The sequence below is a fragment of the Variovorax paradoxus genome, from assembly GCF_029919115.1.
In the GTDB taxonomy this organism is placed as follows: Bacteria; Pseudomonadota; Gammaproteobacteria; order Burkholderiales; family Burkholderiaceae_C; genus Variovorax; species Variovorax paradoxus_O.
This window is the reverse complement of sequence record NZ_CP123990.1, coordinates 3,676,203-3,691,723: the sequence shown is the minus strand read 5'-3', so window position 1 is coordinate 3,691,723 and position 15,521 is coordinate 3,676,203. Positions and strand designations below refer to the sequence as shown.

Sequence of the window (15,521 nt, the reverse complement as noted above, 5' to 3'; positions counted from 1 at the left end):
CTGGAGAAAAAGAAAAATGGGTTTGTTGAGCCTTGCCATCTGGGTGCCGATCGCATTCGGTACCGCGCTGCTGGCGTTTGGGCGTGACGAGAACGCCAGGGGCGTGCGATGGGTCGCGCTGGTCGGTGCGATCGTCAGCTTCCTGGTCACCGTGCCGCTTTACACGGGCTTCCAGAACGGCACTGCGGCAATGCAGTTCGTCGAGAAGGCCAGCTGGATTGCGCGCTTCAACGTCAACTACCATCTCGGTGTCGACGGGCTGTCGCTCTGGCTGGTGCTGCTGACCTCGTTCATTACCGTGGTGGTCGTGATCTCGGCCTGGGAAGTGATCACGGAGCGCGTCAACCAGTACATGGGTGCGTTCCTGATTCTTTCGGGCTTCATGATCGGCGTGTTTGCCGCGCTCGACGGCATTCTGTTCTACGTGTTCTTCGAAGCCACGCTGATCCCGATGTACCTGATCATCGGTATCTGGGGCGGCCCGAACAAGATCTACGCGGCGTTCAAGTTTTTCATCTACACCTTGCTCGGCTCGCTGCTGATGCTGGTGGCGCTGATCTACCTGTACAACAAGTCGGGCGGCAGCTTCGACATCCTGAGCTGGCACAAGCTGCCGCTCGGCTCGACGGCGCAGACCTTCCTGTTCTTCGCGTTCTTTGCCGCCTTTGCCGTCAAGGTGCCGATGTGGCCGGTTCACACCTGGCTGCCCGACGTGCACGTCGAGGCGCCGACCGGCGGCTCGGCGGTGCTGGCCGCCATCATGCTGAAGCTGGGTGCCTACGGCTTCCTGCGCTTCTCGATGCCGATTGCCCCTGACGCCTCGCACGAATGGGCCTGGCTCATGATTGCGCTGTCGCTCATCGCGGTGATCTACGTCGGCCTGGTGGCGCTGGTGCAGGAAGACATGAAGAAGCTCGTGGCTTATTCGTCCGTTGCGCACATGGGCTTCGTGACGCTCGGCTTCTTCATCTTCAACGAGTTGGGCGTTTCCGGCGGCATCGTGCAGATGATTGCGCACGGCTTTGTCTCGGGTGCCATGTTCCTGGGCATCGGCGTGCTGTACGACCGCGTGCATTCGCGCCAGATTGCCGACTACGGCGGCGTGGTCAACACCATGCCCAAGTTCGCCGCCTTCGCGCTGCTGTTCGCCATGGCCAATTGCGGCCTGCCGGGCACCGCCGGTTTCGTGGGCGAGTGGATGGTCATCCTGGGTGCGGTCAAGTCCAACTTCTGGATCGGCCTCGGCGCTGCAACGGCACTGATCTTCGGCGCGGCGTACACCCTCTGGATGTACAAGCGCGTGTACCTTGGCCCGGTCGGCAACGATCACGTCAAGGAGCTCACCGACATCAACGCCCGCGAGTTCCTGATGCTGTCGCTGCTGGCCATTGCCGTGCTGTGGATGGGCATCTATCCGAAGCCATTCACCGATGTGATGGACGTTTCCGTGACGGAGCTCCTGCGCCACGTGGCAACTTCCAAACTGCCCTGATTCCACGCTGAAGAAGAGAACGAGATGATTGACAAACTCAGCTGGGTCGCGATCTACCCCGAAATCGTGCTGCTGGTCATGGCCTGCGTCATTGCGCTGGTCGACCTGTCGACCACCAGCGCCCGCCGCACGCGCACCTACATCCTGACGCTGCTCACGCTGGCCGTGGTGGCTGTGCTCACCGGCATGGCCGCCAACGACGGCAAGACGATCTATGGCTTTGGCGGCATGGTCGTGAGCGACCCCATGGGCAACTGGCTCAAGTGCTTTGCCACGGTGGCATTGATGGTCACGCTGGTCTATGGCCGCCCCTATGCGGCGGACCGCGACATGCTGCGCGGCGGCGAGCTGTTCACCATCAGCATGTTTGCGCTGCTGGGCATGTTCGTGATGATCTCGGGCAGTAACTTCCTCCTGATCTACCTGGGTCTCGAACTGCTCACCTTGTCCAGCTACGCCCTGGTGGCGCTGCGCCGCGACAACGCGGTGGCCAGCGAGGCGGCCATGAAGTACTTTGTGCTCGGCGCCATGGCCAGCGGCTTTTTGCTCTACGGCCTGTCGATGCTCTACGGCGCAACCGGTTCGCTCGACGTGAACGAGGTGTTCAAGATCATCGCCAGCGGCAAGGTGAACCACCAGGTGCTGGTGTTCGGCCTGGTCTTCATCGTTGCGGGCCTGGCCTTCAAGGTGGGGGCTGCGCCTTTCCACATGTGGGTGCCCGACGTGTACCAGGGCGCACCGACGGCGGTCACGCTGCTGATCGGCGCGGCGCCTGAACTGGCCGCCTTTGCCATCATCATCCGCCTGCTGGTGGAAGGGCTGCTGCCGCTGGCCATCGACTGGCAGCAGATGCTGGCCCTGCTGGCCGTCGCCTCGCTGCTGGTGGGCAACCTGGCCGCCATTGCGCAGACCAACCTCAAGCGCATGCTGGCCTACTCGACCATCGCGCAAATGGGCTTCATGCTGCTCGGCCTGGTGGCGGGCGTGGTCAACGGCAATACCTACAACGCGCAGTTCGCATACAGCGCGTCGATGTTCTACATCGTCACCTACGTGCTGACCACGCTGGCAAGCTTCGGCATCATCCTGCTGCTGGCTCGCGAAGGCTTCGAAAGCGAAGAGATCACCGACCTTGCCGGCCTCAACCAGCGCAGCCCGCTGTATGCCGGCGTGATGGCCATTGCGATGTTCTCGCTTGCCGGCCTGCCGCCGCTGGTCGGCTTCTACGCCAAGCTGGCGGTGCTCCAGGCGCTGATCGCGTCGGGCCAGGCAATCTACATCGGCCTGGCGGTGTTCGCAGTGATCATGTCGCTGATCGGCGCCTTCTACTACCTGCGTGTGGTCAAGGTCATGTACTTCGATGCGCCCGTTACCGCCAGCACCGTCTCGGCGCCGCGCGACGTGCGTGCCGTGCTCTCGGTCAATGGCTTGCTCATTCTCGTGCTGGGCATTGTTCCCGGCGGCCTCATGACGCTGTGCGCCAAGGCGATCGTGGCCACGCTGGCCAACTGATCCCGGTTCGCTCACGGTGTCGCAAACCGCATCGGTCTGGGTCGTTCTGCTGGTAGCGCTGGTGGCGGCCAACCTGCCGTTCTTCAATGAGCGGTTGTTCGGCGTCGTGCCGCTGGCCGCCAAGCCCAAGCCGCTCGCGGTGCGGCTCGCCGAATTGGTGGTGCTGTATTTTGTTGCCGGCGGCATCGGCTTTCTGTTCGAGAGCCGGGCAGGGCAGATTGCTCCCCAAGGCTGGGAGTTCTATGCAGTGACCGGCGCGCTCTTCATCGTGCTGGCTTTTCCCGGGTTCACCTGGCGCTACCTGATGAAGCATAGGCACTCACATGACTGATCCGGCCATCGACTCGCACCTGAAGGAAGAACGTACGGCCAGCGAGGTGCTGCTCAAGGGCAACTTTCTGCAGGTATGCCGCGACACCGTGCGCCTGCCTGACGGCCACACCGCTACGCGCGAATACGTGATCCATCCGGGCGCGGTGGTGGTGGTTCCGTTGCTGGACGACGGCCGGGTGGTGCTCGAGCGGCAATACCGCTACCCCGTGGGGCACGTGATGATCGAGTTTCCGGCCGGCAAGCTCGACGCCGGTGAAGATCCGCTCGTTTGCGGCCAGCGCGAACTGCTCGAGGAAACCGGCTACACCGCGCGCGAGTGGGCCTACGCAGGCGCCATGCACCTGGCGGTTGCGTATTCCACCGAAATCATCCACATCTACTTTGCGCGCGGCCTCTCGCTCGGCACGCGCCAGCTCGACCACGGCGAGTTTCTCGACGTGTTCACCGCCACCCCGCAGGAAGTGGCCGGCTGGTGCCGCGAAGGAAAGATCACCGACGCCAAGTCGCTCACCTGCACGCTGTGGCTGCAGAACGTCCTTTCGGGCGCATGGGCACTCGATTGGCAGGGCACCGCTTCGCAAGGCGGCGCGGGATAATCCGCGCATGAAGGTTCTCGATCTCCGCTGCTCGCACGGCCACGGCTTCGAAGGCTGGTTTGCGTCCAACGAAGCTTTTGAAAATCAACTCGCCGGCGGCCTGGTCGAATGCCCGGTCTGTGCCGACACGCGCATCGTCAAGCTGTTGAGCGCACCGCGCCTCAACCTGGGCAACGCCAAGGCACCTGCGGAAGCCGCTGCGTCACCGGCCCCCGCCGCGGCCCAAGTGCCCGCCGAACAGTCTCCGGAGGCACGCTGGATGCGCGCCGTGCGCGAAGTCCTTGCAAAGACCGAAGATGTCGGCGACCGCTTTGCCGACGAGGCGCGCAAGATGCATTACGGCGAAACCGAAGAGCGCGGCATTCGCGGCCAGGCAACCCGTGAGCAGACCGAAGCGTTGCTCGATGAGGGCATTCCGGTCATGCCGCTGCCGATTCCCGCAGCGCTGAAGGAAACGCTGCAGTAGCAGCAATCCGCTGCCTCCCGTCGAGGCTCTTGCGCTTCAGGCCGTGAACTGAAGGGCGGCAAGGCGGGCATACACCCCGCCTTGCGCCACCAGCGTGGCGTGCGTTCCCTGTTCGACGATGCCGCCATGGTCCAGCACGATGATGCGGTCGGCCTTCTGCACCGTGGCAAGCCGGTGCGCAATGACCAGCGTGGTGCGGCCTTCCATGGCCGATTCGAGCGCGGCCTGCACCATGCGCTCGCTCTCCGCATCGAGCGCACTCGTGGCTTCGTCGAGCAGCAGCAGCGGCGGGTTCTTGAGAATGGCGCGCGCAATTGCAATGCGCTGGCGCTGTCCGCCCGAAAGGCGCACCCCGCGTTCGCCCAGGAAAGTGTCGTAGCCCGCGGGCAGCGCCTGCAGAAAGTCGTGTGCAAAGGCCGCGCGGGCGGCGGCGTGCACTTCGTCGGCCGTCGCCTCGGGGCGTCCATAGCGAATGTTCTCGAACGCGCTGGCCGAGAAAATTACCGCGTCTTGCGGCACCAGCCCGATGCGCGTGCGCAGGTCTGGCAACGCCAATGAAGCCAGCGGCGCGCCGTCGAGCAGCAGCCGGCCGGACTGCGGATCGTAGTAGCGCAGCAGCAGCTGGAACACCGTGCTCTTGCCGGCGCCGCTGGAACCCACCAGCGCCACGGTTTCGCCGGGTGCGACGTCCAGGCTGAAGTCTTTGAGCGCCGGAGTGCCGGGCCTGGAAGGATAGTGAAAAGTGACGGTCTCGAACTTGACGGCACTGCCCGCGACGGGAACAGGCGCAGCCGCCGGATTCGCCGGCGAAACGATGGCCGCTGGTGCGTGCAGCAGTTCCATCAGGCGCTCGGTTGCTCCGGCGGCGCGCAGCAGGTCGCCATAGACCTCGCCGAGCACGGCGGTTGCACTTGCAAGAATCGCAACGTAGACCACCGTCTGGCCCAGGTGGCCCGCGGTGATGTCCCCGCGCAGCACGGCTTGCGTGCCCTGATACAGGCCCCAGAGCAGCGCCGCCGAGGTCGCGATGATGATGAATGCCACCAGCACCGAGCGTGCCTTGGTGCGCCGCACGGCGGTTCTGAATGCGTTCTCTGTCGACGCATTGAAGCGGCCGGCTTCGCGCGCTTCCGCTGTGTAGCTTTGCACCACCGGAATCGCATTGAGCACCTCGGCCGCAATGGCGCTCGAATCGGCCACGCGGTCCTGGCTGGCGCGCGAGAGTTTGCGCACGCGGCGGCCGAACCACATGCTCGGCAGCACCACCAGCACCAGGATCCCCAGCACCTGCACCATCACATAGGGATTGGTCCAGATCAGCACCGCCAGCGCGCCCACGCCCATGACGGCGTTGCGCAGTCCCATGCTGAGCGACGAGCCGACCACCGTCTGCACCAGCGTGGTGTCGGCAGTGAGGCGCGACAGCACTTCGCCGGTTTGCGTTGTCTCGAAGAACGCCGGGCTCTGGCGCAGCACATGTCCGTAGACCCCGTTGCGCAGGTCGGCCGTGACGCGTTCGCCGAGCCAGCTCACCGTATAGAAGCGTGCTGCCGAGAACAGGCCCAACGCGACAGCCACGGCGAAGAGGGCGCCGAAATGCTCCCGCAGCGCCATGGTCTGAGCGCCCTTGTCGGCGCTGATCAATCCGCCGTCGATGAGGCTGCGCAGCGCCAGCGGAAACACCAGCGTAGTGACGGCAGCCATCACCAGAAAAATTCCGGCCAGCACGATCTGGACGCGGTAGGGCCGAAGAAAAGGGCTCAGGCCCGACAGCGATCGGGGCGAGCCCTTGGCCGGTGAGGACAGGGGAGAAGAAGCCATGACGCGGATTCTAGCGACCCTTGCCGCCGCAAAGGCGGCCTTGACAATAATTGCTTGGGCAATTAATATTCTGGCCATGAGCGATGCAGACACCCCGCAAGTCCCCTCCGCCTCCGGTGATCCCGAACGGCGGCCGGCCGACTTCTACCGAGCCGAGACCTACAAGGCCGAGGAAAGCATCGGGTATTTGATGCGGCGCATATTGAGTGCGGTGGCCCAGGCCGTGGAAACCCGCATGTGCGAGCCCGGAAGCCCGACCTTTCCCCAATGGTTGCCTCTGTACAAGTTGCACGTCGGTGCCGCCACCACGGTGGCCGAACTGGCCCGGGCTTGCGAGCTCGACGCCGGTGCCATGACGCGCCTGCTCGACCGCCTGGAAGCCAAGGGCCTGTGCCGCCGTGTCCGATCGCTCGAAGACCGCCGCGTGGTCAACATCGAACTCACCGAAGAAGGCCGCGCCGCCGCCAAGGAAGTGCCATACGTGCTCAGCCGCGTGCAGAACGAACACCTGGCGGGTTTCACCAAAGAGGAATGGGAGCAGCTCAAGGGCTATCTGCGCCGCATCCTCGACAACGCGCAGGCCCTTGCAGCCCGTGGAGAAAAAAATGACTGATTCTTTCGCCGCCCGCGTCCTGCGGCGCACCCCCGTCATGGCCGCCGCAGTGCTGGTGGTTGCACTGGCCGGCTGTGCCGACATGGCCGGCATTGGCTCGCATGCCAAGCTGCGCGATGCGTTTTCGCTCGGCATTGCCGCCGACACCAGCGCCGCAGTTGTGCCCAGTGTCGACAGCCAATGGTGGCGAGCATTCGGCGACGCGCAACTCAACACGCTGGTCGACCAGGCTGTGGCCGGCAATCCGAACCTCCAGGTGGCACGTGCGCGCCTGGCGCGGGCGCAAGCCTCCGCGGACATTGCCGAGTCGGCGCTGAAGCCCAAGGTGAACGGTGAGCTCGACCTGAACCGCCAGAAGTTCAACAGCAACTACATCTATCCCGCACCGCTCGGGGGCTCGACCCAGAACATCGGCCTGCTGCAGCTCGGCGCGAGCTGGGAGCTCGACTTCTTCGGCAAGAACCGCACTGCGCTCGATGCCGCCATCGGCGCCGCCAATGCAGCCGCGGCCGATGCCGATGCCGCCCGCGTGCTGCTGGCCAGCAACGTGGCGCGCAGCTACTTTCAATGGGCCCGTCTCAACGAGCAGCTCGGCGTGGCCAAGCGCACGCTGGCGCAGCGCGATGAAACACTGAAGCTCGTGCGCGACCGTGTGTCCGCCGGCCTCGATACCCGTCTTGAACTGCGCCAGAGCGAAGGCGGCTTGCCCGAGGCCCGCCAGCAGATCGAAGCGCTCAACGAGCAGATTGCGCTGCAGCAGCACGCGCTCGATGCACTCGTCGGCCGGCCCAACGTGTCCGCATCGCTCAAGCCCCCGATGCTCGAGGCCGTGAAACCCATTGCGTTGCAAGCCAACATTCCGGCCGACCTGCTCGGCCGCCGTGCCGACATTGCGGCCGCGCGTTGGCGCGTCGAGGCCGCCACGAGCGATGTGGCCAATGCAAAGACGCAGTTCTATCCCAACGTGAACCTCACGGCCTTTGTCGGCTTCCAGAGCCTCGGCTTCGGCAAGCTGCTCAAGTCGGGCAGCGAGCAGTGGGGCGTGGGTCCCGCAATCCATCTGCCGATCTTCGAAGGCGGCCAGCTGCGCGCCAACCTGCGCGGCAAGGCGGCCGATCTCGACGCGGCCATCGAGAGCTACAACGCCACCGTGCTCGATGCCGTGCGCGACGCGGCCGACCAGGTGTCCAGCGCGCAATCGATCGCGCGCCAGCAGGCCGAACAGCGCGACGCGCAGACCGCCGCCGAGGGCGCCTACGACATTGCCGTGCAGCGCTACCGCGCCGGCCTTGGCAACTACCTGAACGTGCTGACCGCAGAAACCGCCGTGCTTGCACAACGCCGGCTGGCGGTCGACCTTGCCGCCCGCGCGCTCGACACGCAAGTGGGCCTGGCGCGTGCGCTGGGCGGCGGCTGGCAGCCGCCCACCACGGCCACAGCCAACGCGCCGGCTTCATCGGCCGCACTGAACTGAACCGACTTTTCTCGTCTTCGGAAAGAACTTCATCATGAGCGATAACAACACTCCGACGCCCGCTGCCACAGCAGCCGCCGCAACTCCTGAAGCCCCCGCCGGCAACGGCAAGCGCCGCCGCGCGCTCACCGCGCTTGCCGCGGTGGTCATCGTGGCCGGCGGCGGCTGGGGCATGTACGAATGGCTGGTTGCCAGCCACTACGAAAACACCGACAACGCCTACGTGCAGGGCAACGTGATCCAGATTACGCCGCAGATCGGCGGCACGGTCATGGCCATCAACGCCGACGACACCGACTTCGTGAAGGCCGGCCAGCCGTTGGTGCAGCTGGACCCCGCCGATGCAAAGGTGTCGCTCGAGCAGGCCGAGGCCGCGCTTGCGCAGGCCGTGCGCCAGGTGCGCACGCTGTATGCCAACAACGGCTCCCTTGCCGCACAGGTCAGCTTGCGCCAGGCCGACATCGTCAAGGCGCAGAGCGACATCGCCAAGGCACAGGACGACCTGCAGCGCCGCCGTGCACTGTCGGGCAACGGCGCGGTCTCGAAGGAAGAACTCAACCACGCCGAAACCGCGCTCGACAACGCCAAGAGCCAGCTGGCTGCAGCGCAGGCCGGCGTGGTGGCTGCGCGTGAAGCGCTGGCAAGCAACCAGTCGCTCACCGAAGGCACCAGCGTGGCCCAGCACCCGAGCGTGCTGGCCGCGGCCGCCAAGGTGCGGGAGGCCTACCTGGCCACCCAGCGCGTGGCCATGCCCGCGCCGGTCGATGGGTACGTTGCCAAGCGCACGGTGCAACTCGGCCAGCGCGTGGCGGCCGGCACGCCGATGATGTCGATCGTGCCGCTGAACCAGCTGTGGGTCGATGCCAACTTCAAGGAAGTGCAGCTGCGCAACATCCGCATCGACCAGCCCGTGAAGCTCACCGCCGACGTATACGGCAAGAAGGTCGAGTACACCGGCAAGGTGGCGGGCCTGGGCGTGGGCACCGGCAGTGCGTTTGCGCTGCTGCCGGCGCAAAACGCCACCGGCAACTGGATCAAGGTGGTGCAGCGCGTGCCCGTGCGCATTGCGCTCGACCCCGAGCAGCTCAAGGCCAACCCGCTGCGTATCGGCCTTTCGATGGACGCGGAGATCGACATCACGCAGAAGGGCGGCAAGATGCTGGCCGACGCACCGCGCGCCACGGCCATTTCGCAGACGCAGGTCTACAGCAAGCTCGACGACGGCGCCGACGCTGAAGTCGATCGCATCGTGGCCGCCAATCTCGGCCGCGGCACGCCTGCAGCCTCTGCGCAGCCCGCCGGCGGCCGTGCCGCACCCGCTGCAACCGCTGGCAATGCGGCTCACGCTGCGTCGCAGTCGCATCCCGGCTGATCGCGGTTGCCGAACTTTCCAAGGCAAACCCAATGGCCACTGCTGCCGCTTCCGCTTATGTAGCGCCGCCGCCGCTCGAGGGCTCCGCCCGCGTGTGGGGAACCGTCGCGCTCTCTGCGGCAACGTTCATGAACGTGCTCGACTCGTCGATCGCGAACGTGTCGCTGCCGGCCATCTCGGGTGACCTCGGGGTGAGCACCACCCAGGGCACCTGGGTCATTACCAGCTTTGCGGTGGCCAACGCCATTGCGGTGCCGCTCACGGGCTTCATGACCCAGCGCTTCGGCCAGGTGCGCCTGTTCATGGCGAGCGTGATCCTGTTCATGGTCAGCTCGCTGCTCTGCGGCCTGGCGCCCAACATGACCATGCTGATCGCGTTCCGCGCGCTGCAGGGCTTTGTCGCGGGACCGATGATCCCGCTGTCGCAAACGCTGCTGCTGTCGAGCTATCCGCGCGCCAAGGCCGGCCTGGCCATGGCCATGTGGTCGATGACCACGCTGGTGGCGCCCGTGATGGGGCCGCTCCTCGGCGGCTGGATCACCGACAACATCTCGTGGCCATGGATCTTCTACATCAACATTCCCGTGGGCATTGTTGCGGCGGCAATTACCTGGGCGCTTTACCGCGACCGTGAAAGCACCACGCGCAAGGTGCCCATCGACGCCATCGGCCTCGCGCTGCTGGTGCTGTGGGTTGGTGCCATGCAGCTCATGCTCGACAAGGGCAAGGAGCTCGACTGGTTCCATTCGCCAGAGATCATCACGATGGCCGTCGTGGCCGTGGTCGGCTTCGCGTTCTTCCTGATCTGGGAGCTGACCGACAAGCACCCGGTGGTCGACCTGTCGCTGTTCAAGCGGCGCAACTTCTGGTCGGGCGCGGTAGCCACCGCCGTGGCCTACGGGCTGTTCTTCGGCAACGTGGTGCTGCTGCCGCTGTGGCTGCAGCAGTGGATGGGCTACACCGCCACGCAGGCCGGCATGATCATGGCGCCCGTGGGGCTGCTGGCGATCTTCTTCTCGCCGGTGGTGGGCCTCACGGTGTCCAAGATCGACCCGCGCCGCTACGCGACTTTTTCGTTCCTGGTGTTTGCGCTGGTGCTGTGGATGCGGTCGAACTTCAACACGCAGGCCGACTTCGTGACGATCATCATCCCGACGATCATCCAGGGCATCGCGATGGCGTTCTTCTTCATTCCGCTGGTGACCATCACGCTGTCGGGCCTGACGCCCGACCGCATTCCGGCCGCCTCGGGGCTGTCGAACTTCCTGCGGATCACCGCGGGCGCCATGGGCACTTCGATCACCACCACGCTATGGGAAAACCGCGCGGCGCTGCATCACTCGCAGCTGGCCGAATCGGTGAACCAGGGCAACGGCGCGGCTGCCAGTGCCATGAACGGCCTTGCCAGCAGCGGCTTGAGCAGCGAGCAGGTGCTGGGGCAGATCAACCGCCTGGTCGATCAGCAATCGTTCATGCTGGCCGCCAACGACATCTTCTACGCGTCGGCCATTCTGTTCCTGCTGCTGATCCCGCTGGTGTGGTTGGCACGGCCGCAAAAGGGCGGTGCGGGCGGCGACGCTGCAGCAGGCGCGCACTAGGCGTTAACCCAGCTTGCGAAGAAGGGCGCGCTGGTCACGCGCCCAGCGCGCGCAGTACGTCGTAGCACGCACCCATGGTGTGATAGTCGGTCTTGCCGGCGGGGCTCTTCTCGTCGCTGATCTTGCGGTTGTCCGGCGTGAGAATGCGGTACCACGCCCCGTGCCGGTGGTCGACGAAGTGCTCCCAGCTGTAGGCCCAGATGCGGTCGTACCAACTCCAGTAGCCCTCGTCGCCGGTGCGCACGGCCAGCAGCGCGGCGGCGGCGAAGCTTTCGGCCTGCACCCAGAAGTACTTGTCGCCGTCGCACACCTTGCCGTCGGGGCCGAATCCGTAGACGAGGCCGCCATGCCCGGCGTCCCAGCCGCGCAGCATGGCGGTGTCGAAGAAGTGCCTCGCGCGCGTCACGATCCAGTCTGCTTCGCGGCCCGCCCCGACAAGGGCCCGCTCCAGCTGAAGCAGCAGCTTGGTCCATTCGGTGAGATGTCCGGTCTGAAAACCCCAGGGCCGGAAGATGTTGGTCTTGTCGCCGCGGTTGTAGTCCCAGTCGACCGACCAGTCATCGCGGTAATGCTCCCACACGAGTCCGCCGGCCAGTGCGGCAAGCTTGCCCGTCACCGATTCCGCGAGCGCCAGCGCACGATCGAGATAACGCGCCTCCTGCGTGGCTTCGTATGCGGCAAGCATCGCCTCGCAAGCGTGCATGTTGGCGTTCTGGCCCCTGTACGGCGCTACATGCCAATCAGGGTTGGCTTCATCGGCATACAGCGCATGTTGTGGTTCCCAGAAATGCCGTTCCATCAGTTGCCAGGTTTGCTCCAGGCCCGCGCGCGCTTCGTCGATTCCCGCCATCAGCGCGTGCGCGTGCGCAAGCAGCACGAAGGCCAGGCCGTAGCAATGGTGCGTGCCGTCTTGCACGGTCGCGCGCGCATCGTGCCAGTCGATCTGCCATGCGTAGCCGCCTCCCGGCTGTGCGTGCGCACGCTGCACAAAGGCCAAGCCGTGGCGTGCGGCGTCCAGATCCTGCGGTCTGCCGAAGCGCCGGTACGCCATGGCGTGGTTGAAGACGAAGCGCGTGCTGCTTACCAGGTGCCGCGTGCGCCGGTCGTACACCGCGCCGTCGTCCTTGAAGAAATGAAAGAAGCCGCCTGATGGGTCGCGGCTGACCGGCGCATAGAACGCCAGCGTGTCCAGGACGTGGCCGGCAAGAAGGTCGGGTGAGCGGAAGTTCGGCATGGACGGAACGGGAGGTACGCGACTAAGGGTTCGAACCGATAAGCCATTGTCATTGTGACGACAGTCTCACGCTGCCAGAGCACGGGGCATCGACTGGTTGCACTGCAGCATAGGCATTTGCCCCAGTATGCAACTGCGGGGCGCCCACCAACAATCAGGCCGCGCTCGGTAGTGGCGCATGAGATGGACCGCATGACCGACATATCTTTCCTGAACCCGGGCGACTTCGCGAGATGAGCGACGTCATCCTCGAAACACGCCAGCTCACCAAGGAATTCAAAGGGTTCACCGCGGTCAGCAAGGTCAACCTGTCGGTGGTGCGCGGCTCCATTCATGCGCTCATCGGCCCCAACGGCGCCGGCAAGACCACCTGCTTCAACCTGCTCACCAAGTTTCTCGAGCCGACCAGCGGCACGATTCTTTTCAACGGGCAGGACATCACGGGCGAGCAGCCGGCGCAAATCGCCCGGCGCGGAATCATCCGCTCCTTTCAGATATCGGCAGTGTTCCCGCACCTGACGCTGCTGGAGAACGTGCGTCTCGGCCTGCAACGTGCGCTCGGCACTTCGTACCATTTCTGGAAGAGCGAAAAGACGCTTGCGCCGCTCGATGCGCGCGCCCGCGAGCTGTTGGCCGAGGTCGGCCTGGCGGACCAGGCGGACGAACTGACCGTGAACCTGCCCTACGGCCACAAGCGCGCGCTCGAAATTGCCACCACGCTGGCCATGGACCCCGAGCTGATGCTGCTCGACGAGCCCACGCAGGGCATGGGCCACGAAGACGTGCATCGCGTGGCCGAACTCATCAAGCGCGTGTCGGCCGGCCGCACCATCCTCATGGTGGAGCACAACATGAGCGTGGTCTCGACCATTGCGGACACCATCACCGTGCTCCAGCGGGGCGCCGTGCTGGCTGAAGGCCCGTACGCCGACGTTTCGAAGAATCCGCAGGTGATGGAAGCCTACATGGGCACCACCGAAGGACAACTGCAGGGGGCACATTGACATGACCGCTGCACTCGAGATCAAGGACCTCCACGCCTGGTACGGCGAATCGCACGTGCTGCACGGCGTGAACATGGTGGTGCAGCCCGGCGAGGTGGTTACGCTGCTTGGCCGCAACGGGGCAGGGCGCACCAGCACGCTGCGCGCCATCATGGGCCTGACCGGCTCCCGCAAGGGCAGCATCGAAGTGAACGGCACGCAGACCATCGGCATGGCTACGCACCGCATCGCGCACCTGGGCATTGGCTATTGCCCTGAAGAGCGCGGCATCTTCGCCAGCCTTTCGGCCGAGGAAAACCTGCTGCTGCCACCGGCACTCAAGGGCGCGGGGCAGGGCATGTCGGTTGCCGAAATCTACGAGATGTTTCCCAACCTGGCCGAGCGCCGCAACAGCCCGGGCACGCGGCTTTCGGGCGGTGAGCAGCAGATGCTGGCGGTGGCGCGCATCCTGCGCACCGGCGCCAAGCTGCTGCTGCTCGACGAAATTTCCGAAGGCCTGGCGCCGGTGATCGTGCAGGCCCTCGCGCGAATGATCCACACCCTGCGCGGCAAGGGCTACACCATCGTGATGGTGGAGCAGAACTTCCGCTTTGCCGCGCCCTTGGCCGACCGCTTCTACGTGATGGAGCACGGCCGCATGGTCGAGGCTTTCGGCGCCAAGGAGCTCGAAGCCAAGATGCCCGTGCTCAGCGAACTGCTGGGCGTATAGCCGACCCCGCGCACTTATTTTCTCGTTGACTCTTTCAACCATCCAGGAGACACATACCATGCAAACAAAGCTCAAGATCATTGCGCTCATGCTCGGAGCCGCGGGCCTTGCGAGCCATGCCGTGCAGGCGCAAGAGAAGGTCGTCATCGGCTACATCAGCGACTTGTCCGGCCTGTATGCCGACCTGGAAGGCAAGGGCGGCGCCACCGCCATCCAGATGGCCATCGAGGACATGGGTGGCAAGGTGCTCGGCCAGCCGGTGGAAGTGCTGAGCGTCGACCACCAGAACAAGCCCGACATCGCCGCCTCGAAGGCACGCGAGTGGATCGACACCGCCGGCGCCACGATGATCTTCGCGGGCACCAATTCGGGCGTGGCGCTGGCCACCGCCAAGGTTGCACAAGAAAAGAAGCGCGTGTTCTTCACCAATGGCGCCGCCACCTCGGCGCTCACCAACGCGCAGTGCAGCCCCTACACCGTGCACTACGCGTACGACACCGTCGCGCTGGCCAAGAGCACCGGCGGCGCCGTGGTCGACACGGGCGGCAAGAGCTGGTTCTTCCTGACGGCCGACTACGCCTTCGGCCATGCGCTCGAGGCCGACACGGCCAAGGTCGTCAAGGCCAAGGGCGGCTCGGTGGTGGGCACGGTGCGGGCGCCGCTCAACGCGTCCGACTTCTCTTCCTTCCTGCTGCAGGCACAGAACTCCAAGGCGCAGGTGCTGGGCCTGGCCAACGCCGGCGGCGACTTCATCAACTCGATGAAGGCATCGAAGGAGTTCGGCATCGACAAGTCGATGAAGGTTGCGGGCCTGCTGGTGTTTCTTACCGACGTGAAGAGCCTGGGCCTGCCGGCCACGCAAGGCCTGCTGCACACCACCAGCTGGTACTGGGACGCCGACGACGAGTCGCGCAAGTGGGCCGCCCGCTACGAAGCCAAGACCAAGAACAAGCCCACCGACATCCAGGCCGCCGACTACTCGGCCACCATGGCCTACCTCAAGGCCGTCGAAGCCGTGAAGAGCACCGATGCCGACAAGGTGATGGCGCATCTCAAGAAGACGCCGATCAACGACTTCTACGCCAAGGGCGTGATCCGCGCGGACGGCCGCATGGTGCACGACATGCTGCTGGCAGAGGTCAAGAAGCCTTCGGAATCCAAGGGCCCGTGGGACCTGCTGAAGATCGTCAAGAAGGTGCCGGGCGACCAGGTCTATACCACCAAGGAAGAAAGCACCTGCGCCCTCTGGAAGTGACTGCTGCCCGCCACCCGGTCTTTTGACGCCTTTCTGAACCTG

General features: G+C 65.1%; 14 protein-coding genes. 12 read left to right on the top strand and 2 right to left on the bottom strand.

Going from position 1 to position 15,521, the window contains the following annotated elements:
- Nucleotides 1–16 precede the first annotated feature (16 nt).
- The 5 genes from QHG62_RS17780 to QHG62_RS17760 are packed head-to-tail and all read left to right on the top strand — an operon-like array spanning nucleotide 17 to nucleotide 4,399.
- Nucleotides 17–1,492, top strand: a complete 1,476-nt coding sequence (locus QHG62_RS17780) for an NADH-quinone oxidoreductase subunit M (RefSeq protein WP_281146861.1) — start codon at nucleotides 17–19, stop codon at nucleotides 1,490–1,492.
- Between the two features lie 24 nt (nucleotides 1,493–1,516).
- Complete coding sequence (nuoN, locus tag QHG62_RS17775; RefSeq protein ID WP_281146860.1) at nucleotides 1,517–3,004, top strand: NADH-quinone oxidoreductase subunit NuoN; 1,488 nt, start codon at nucleotides 1,517–1,519, stop codon at nucleotides 3,002–3,004.
- 16 nt (nucleotides 3,005–3,020) lie between these two features.
- The gene (locus QHG62_RS17770; RefSeq protein ID WP_281146859.1) at nucleotides 3,021–3,335 is read left to right on the top strand and encodes a DUF2818 family protein; all 315 of its coding nucleotides are present in this window, start codon (nucleotides 3,021–3,023) and stop codon (nucleotides 3,333–3,335) included.
- On the top strand, nucleotides 3,328–3,933 hold the full coding sequence (locus QHG62_RS17765; protein WP_281146858.1) for an NUDIX domain-containing protein: 606 nt from the start codon (nucleotides 3,328–3,330) through the stop codon (nucleotides 3,931–3,933). Before QHG62_RS17770 ends, QHG62_RS17765 begins: the two co-directional genes overlap by 8 nt.
- A gap of 7 nt (nucleotides 3,934–3,940) precedes the next feature.
- Complete coding sequence (locus tag QHG62_RS17760) at nucleotides 3,941–4,399, top strand: DUF1178 family protein (protein ID WP_281146857.1); 459 nt, start codon at nucleotides 3,941–3,943, stop codon at nucleotides 4,397–4,399.
- A 36-nt stretch (nucleotides 4,400–4,435) separates the two neighbouring features.
- Here QHG62_RS17760 and QHG62_RS17755 read toward each other — a convergent pair whose 3' ends face one another.
- On the bottom strand, nucleotides 4,436–6,220 hold the full coding sequence (locus QHG62_RS17755) for an ABC transporter transmembrane domain-containing protein (RefSeq protein WP_281146856.1): 1,785 nt from the start codon (nucleotides 6,218–6,220) through the stop codon (nucleotides 4,436–4,438).
- Between the two features lie 76 nt (nucleotides 6,221–6,296).
- Here QHG62_RS17755 and QHG62_RS17750 point away from each other — a divergent pair, with 76 nt between their 5' ends.
- The 4 genes from QHG62_RS17750 to QHG62_RS17735 are packed head-to-tail and all read left to right on the top strand — an operon-like array spanning nucleotide 6,297 to nucleotide 11,277.
- The gene (locus tag QHG62_RS17750) at nucleotides 6,297–6,833 is read left to right on the top strand and encodes a MarR family winged helix-turn-helix transcriptional regulator (protein WP_281151697.1); all 537 of its coding nucleotides are present in this window, start codon (nucleotides 6,297–6,299) and stop codon (nucleotides 6,831–6,833) included.
- Nucleotides 6,826–8,307, top strand: a complete 1,482-nt coding sequence (locus QHG62_RS17745) for an efflux transporter outer membrane subunit (protein ID WP_281146855.1) — start codon at nucleotides 6,826–6,828, stop codon at nucleotides 8,305–8,307. The genes QHG62_RS17750 and QHG62_RS17745 overlap by 8 nt, the downstream gene beginning before the upstream one ends.
- A 34-nt stretch (nucleotides 8,308–8,341) precedes the next feature.
- Complete coding sequence (locus QHG62_RS17740) at nucleotides 8,342–9,679, top strand: efflux RND transporter periplasmic adaptor subunit (protein ID WP_281146854.1); 1,338 nt, start codon at nucleotides 8,342–8,344, stop codon at nucleotides 9,677–9,679.
- Nucleotides 9,680–9,711: 32 nt separating this feature from the next.
- On the top strand, nucleotides 9,712–11,277 hold the full coding sequence (locus QHG62_RS17735; RefSeq protein WP_281146853.1) for a DHA2 family efflux MFS transporter permease subunit: 1,566 nt from the start codon (nucleotides 9,712–9,714) through the stop codon (nucleotides 11,275–11,277).
- Nucleotides 11,278–11,311: 34 nt separating this feature from the next.
- Here the strand turns inward: QHG62_RS17735 and QHG62_RS17730 are convergent, their stop codons facing one another.
- Entirely contained in the window at nucleotides 11,312–12,511 is a 1,200-nt protein-coding gene (locus QHG62_RS17730; RefSeq protein WP_281146852.1) for an AGE family epimerase/isomerase, read from the bottom strand.
- Nucleotides 12,512–12,744: 233 nt separating this feature from the next.
- On the opposite strand from QHG62_RS17730, the gene QHG62_RS17725 reads away from it, so the two are divergent.
- The 3 genes from QHG62_RS17725 to QHG62_RS17715 are packed head-to-tail and all read left to right on the top strand — an operon-like array spanning nucleotide 12,745 to nucleotide 15,479.
- Complete coding sequence (locus QHG62_RS17725; protein WP_281146851.1) at nucleotides 12,745–13,515, top strand: ABC transporter ATP-binding protein; 771 nt, start codon at nucleotides 12,745–12,747, stop codon at nucleotides 13,513–13,515.
- Nucleotide 13,516: 1 nt separating this feature from the next.
- Nucleotides 13,517–14,224: an ABC transporter ATP-binding protein gene (locus QHG62_RS17720; protein ID WP_281146850.1), complete on the top strand. Its 708-nt coding sequence runs from the start codon at nucleotides 13,517–13,519 to the stop codon at nucleotides 14,222–14,224.
- Nucleotides 14,225–14,282: 58 nt separating this feature from the next.
- Nucleotides 14,283–15,479: an ABC transporter substrate-binding protein gene (locus tag QHG62_RS17715; protein ID WP_281146849.1), complete on the top strand. Its 1,197-nt coding sequence runs from the start codon at nucleotides 14,283–14,285 to the stop codon at nucleotides 15,477–15,479.
- The last annotated feature ends 42 nt before the right edge of the window (nucleotides 15,480–15,521 follow it).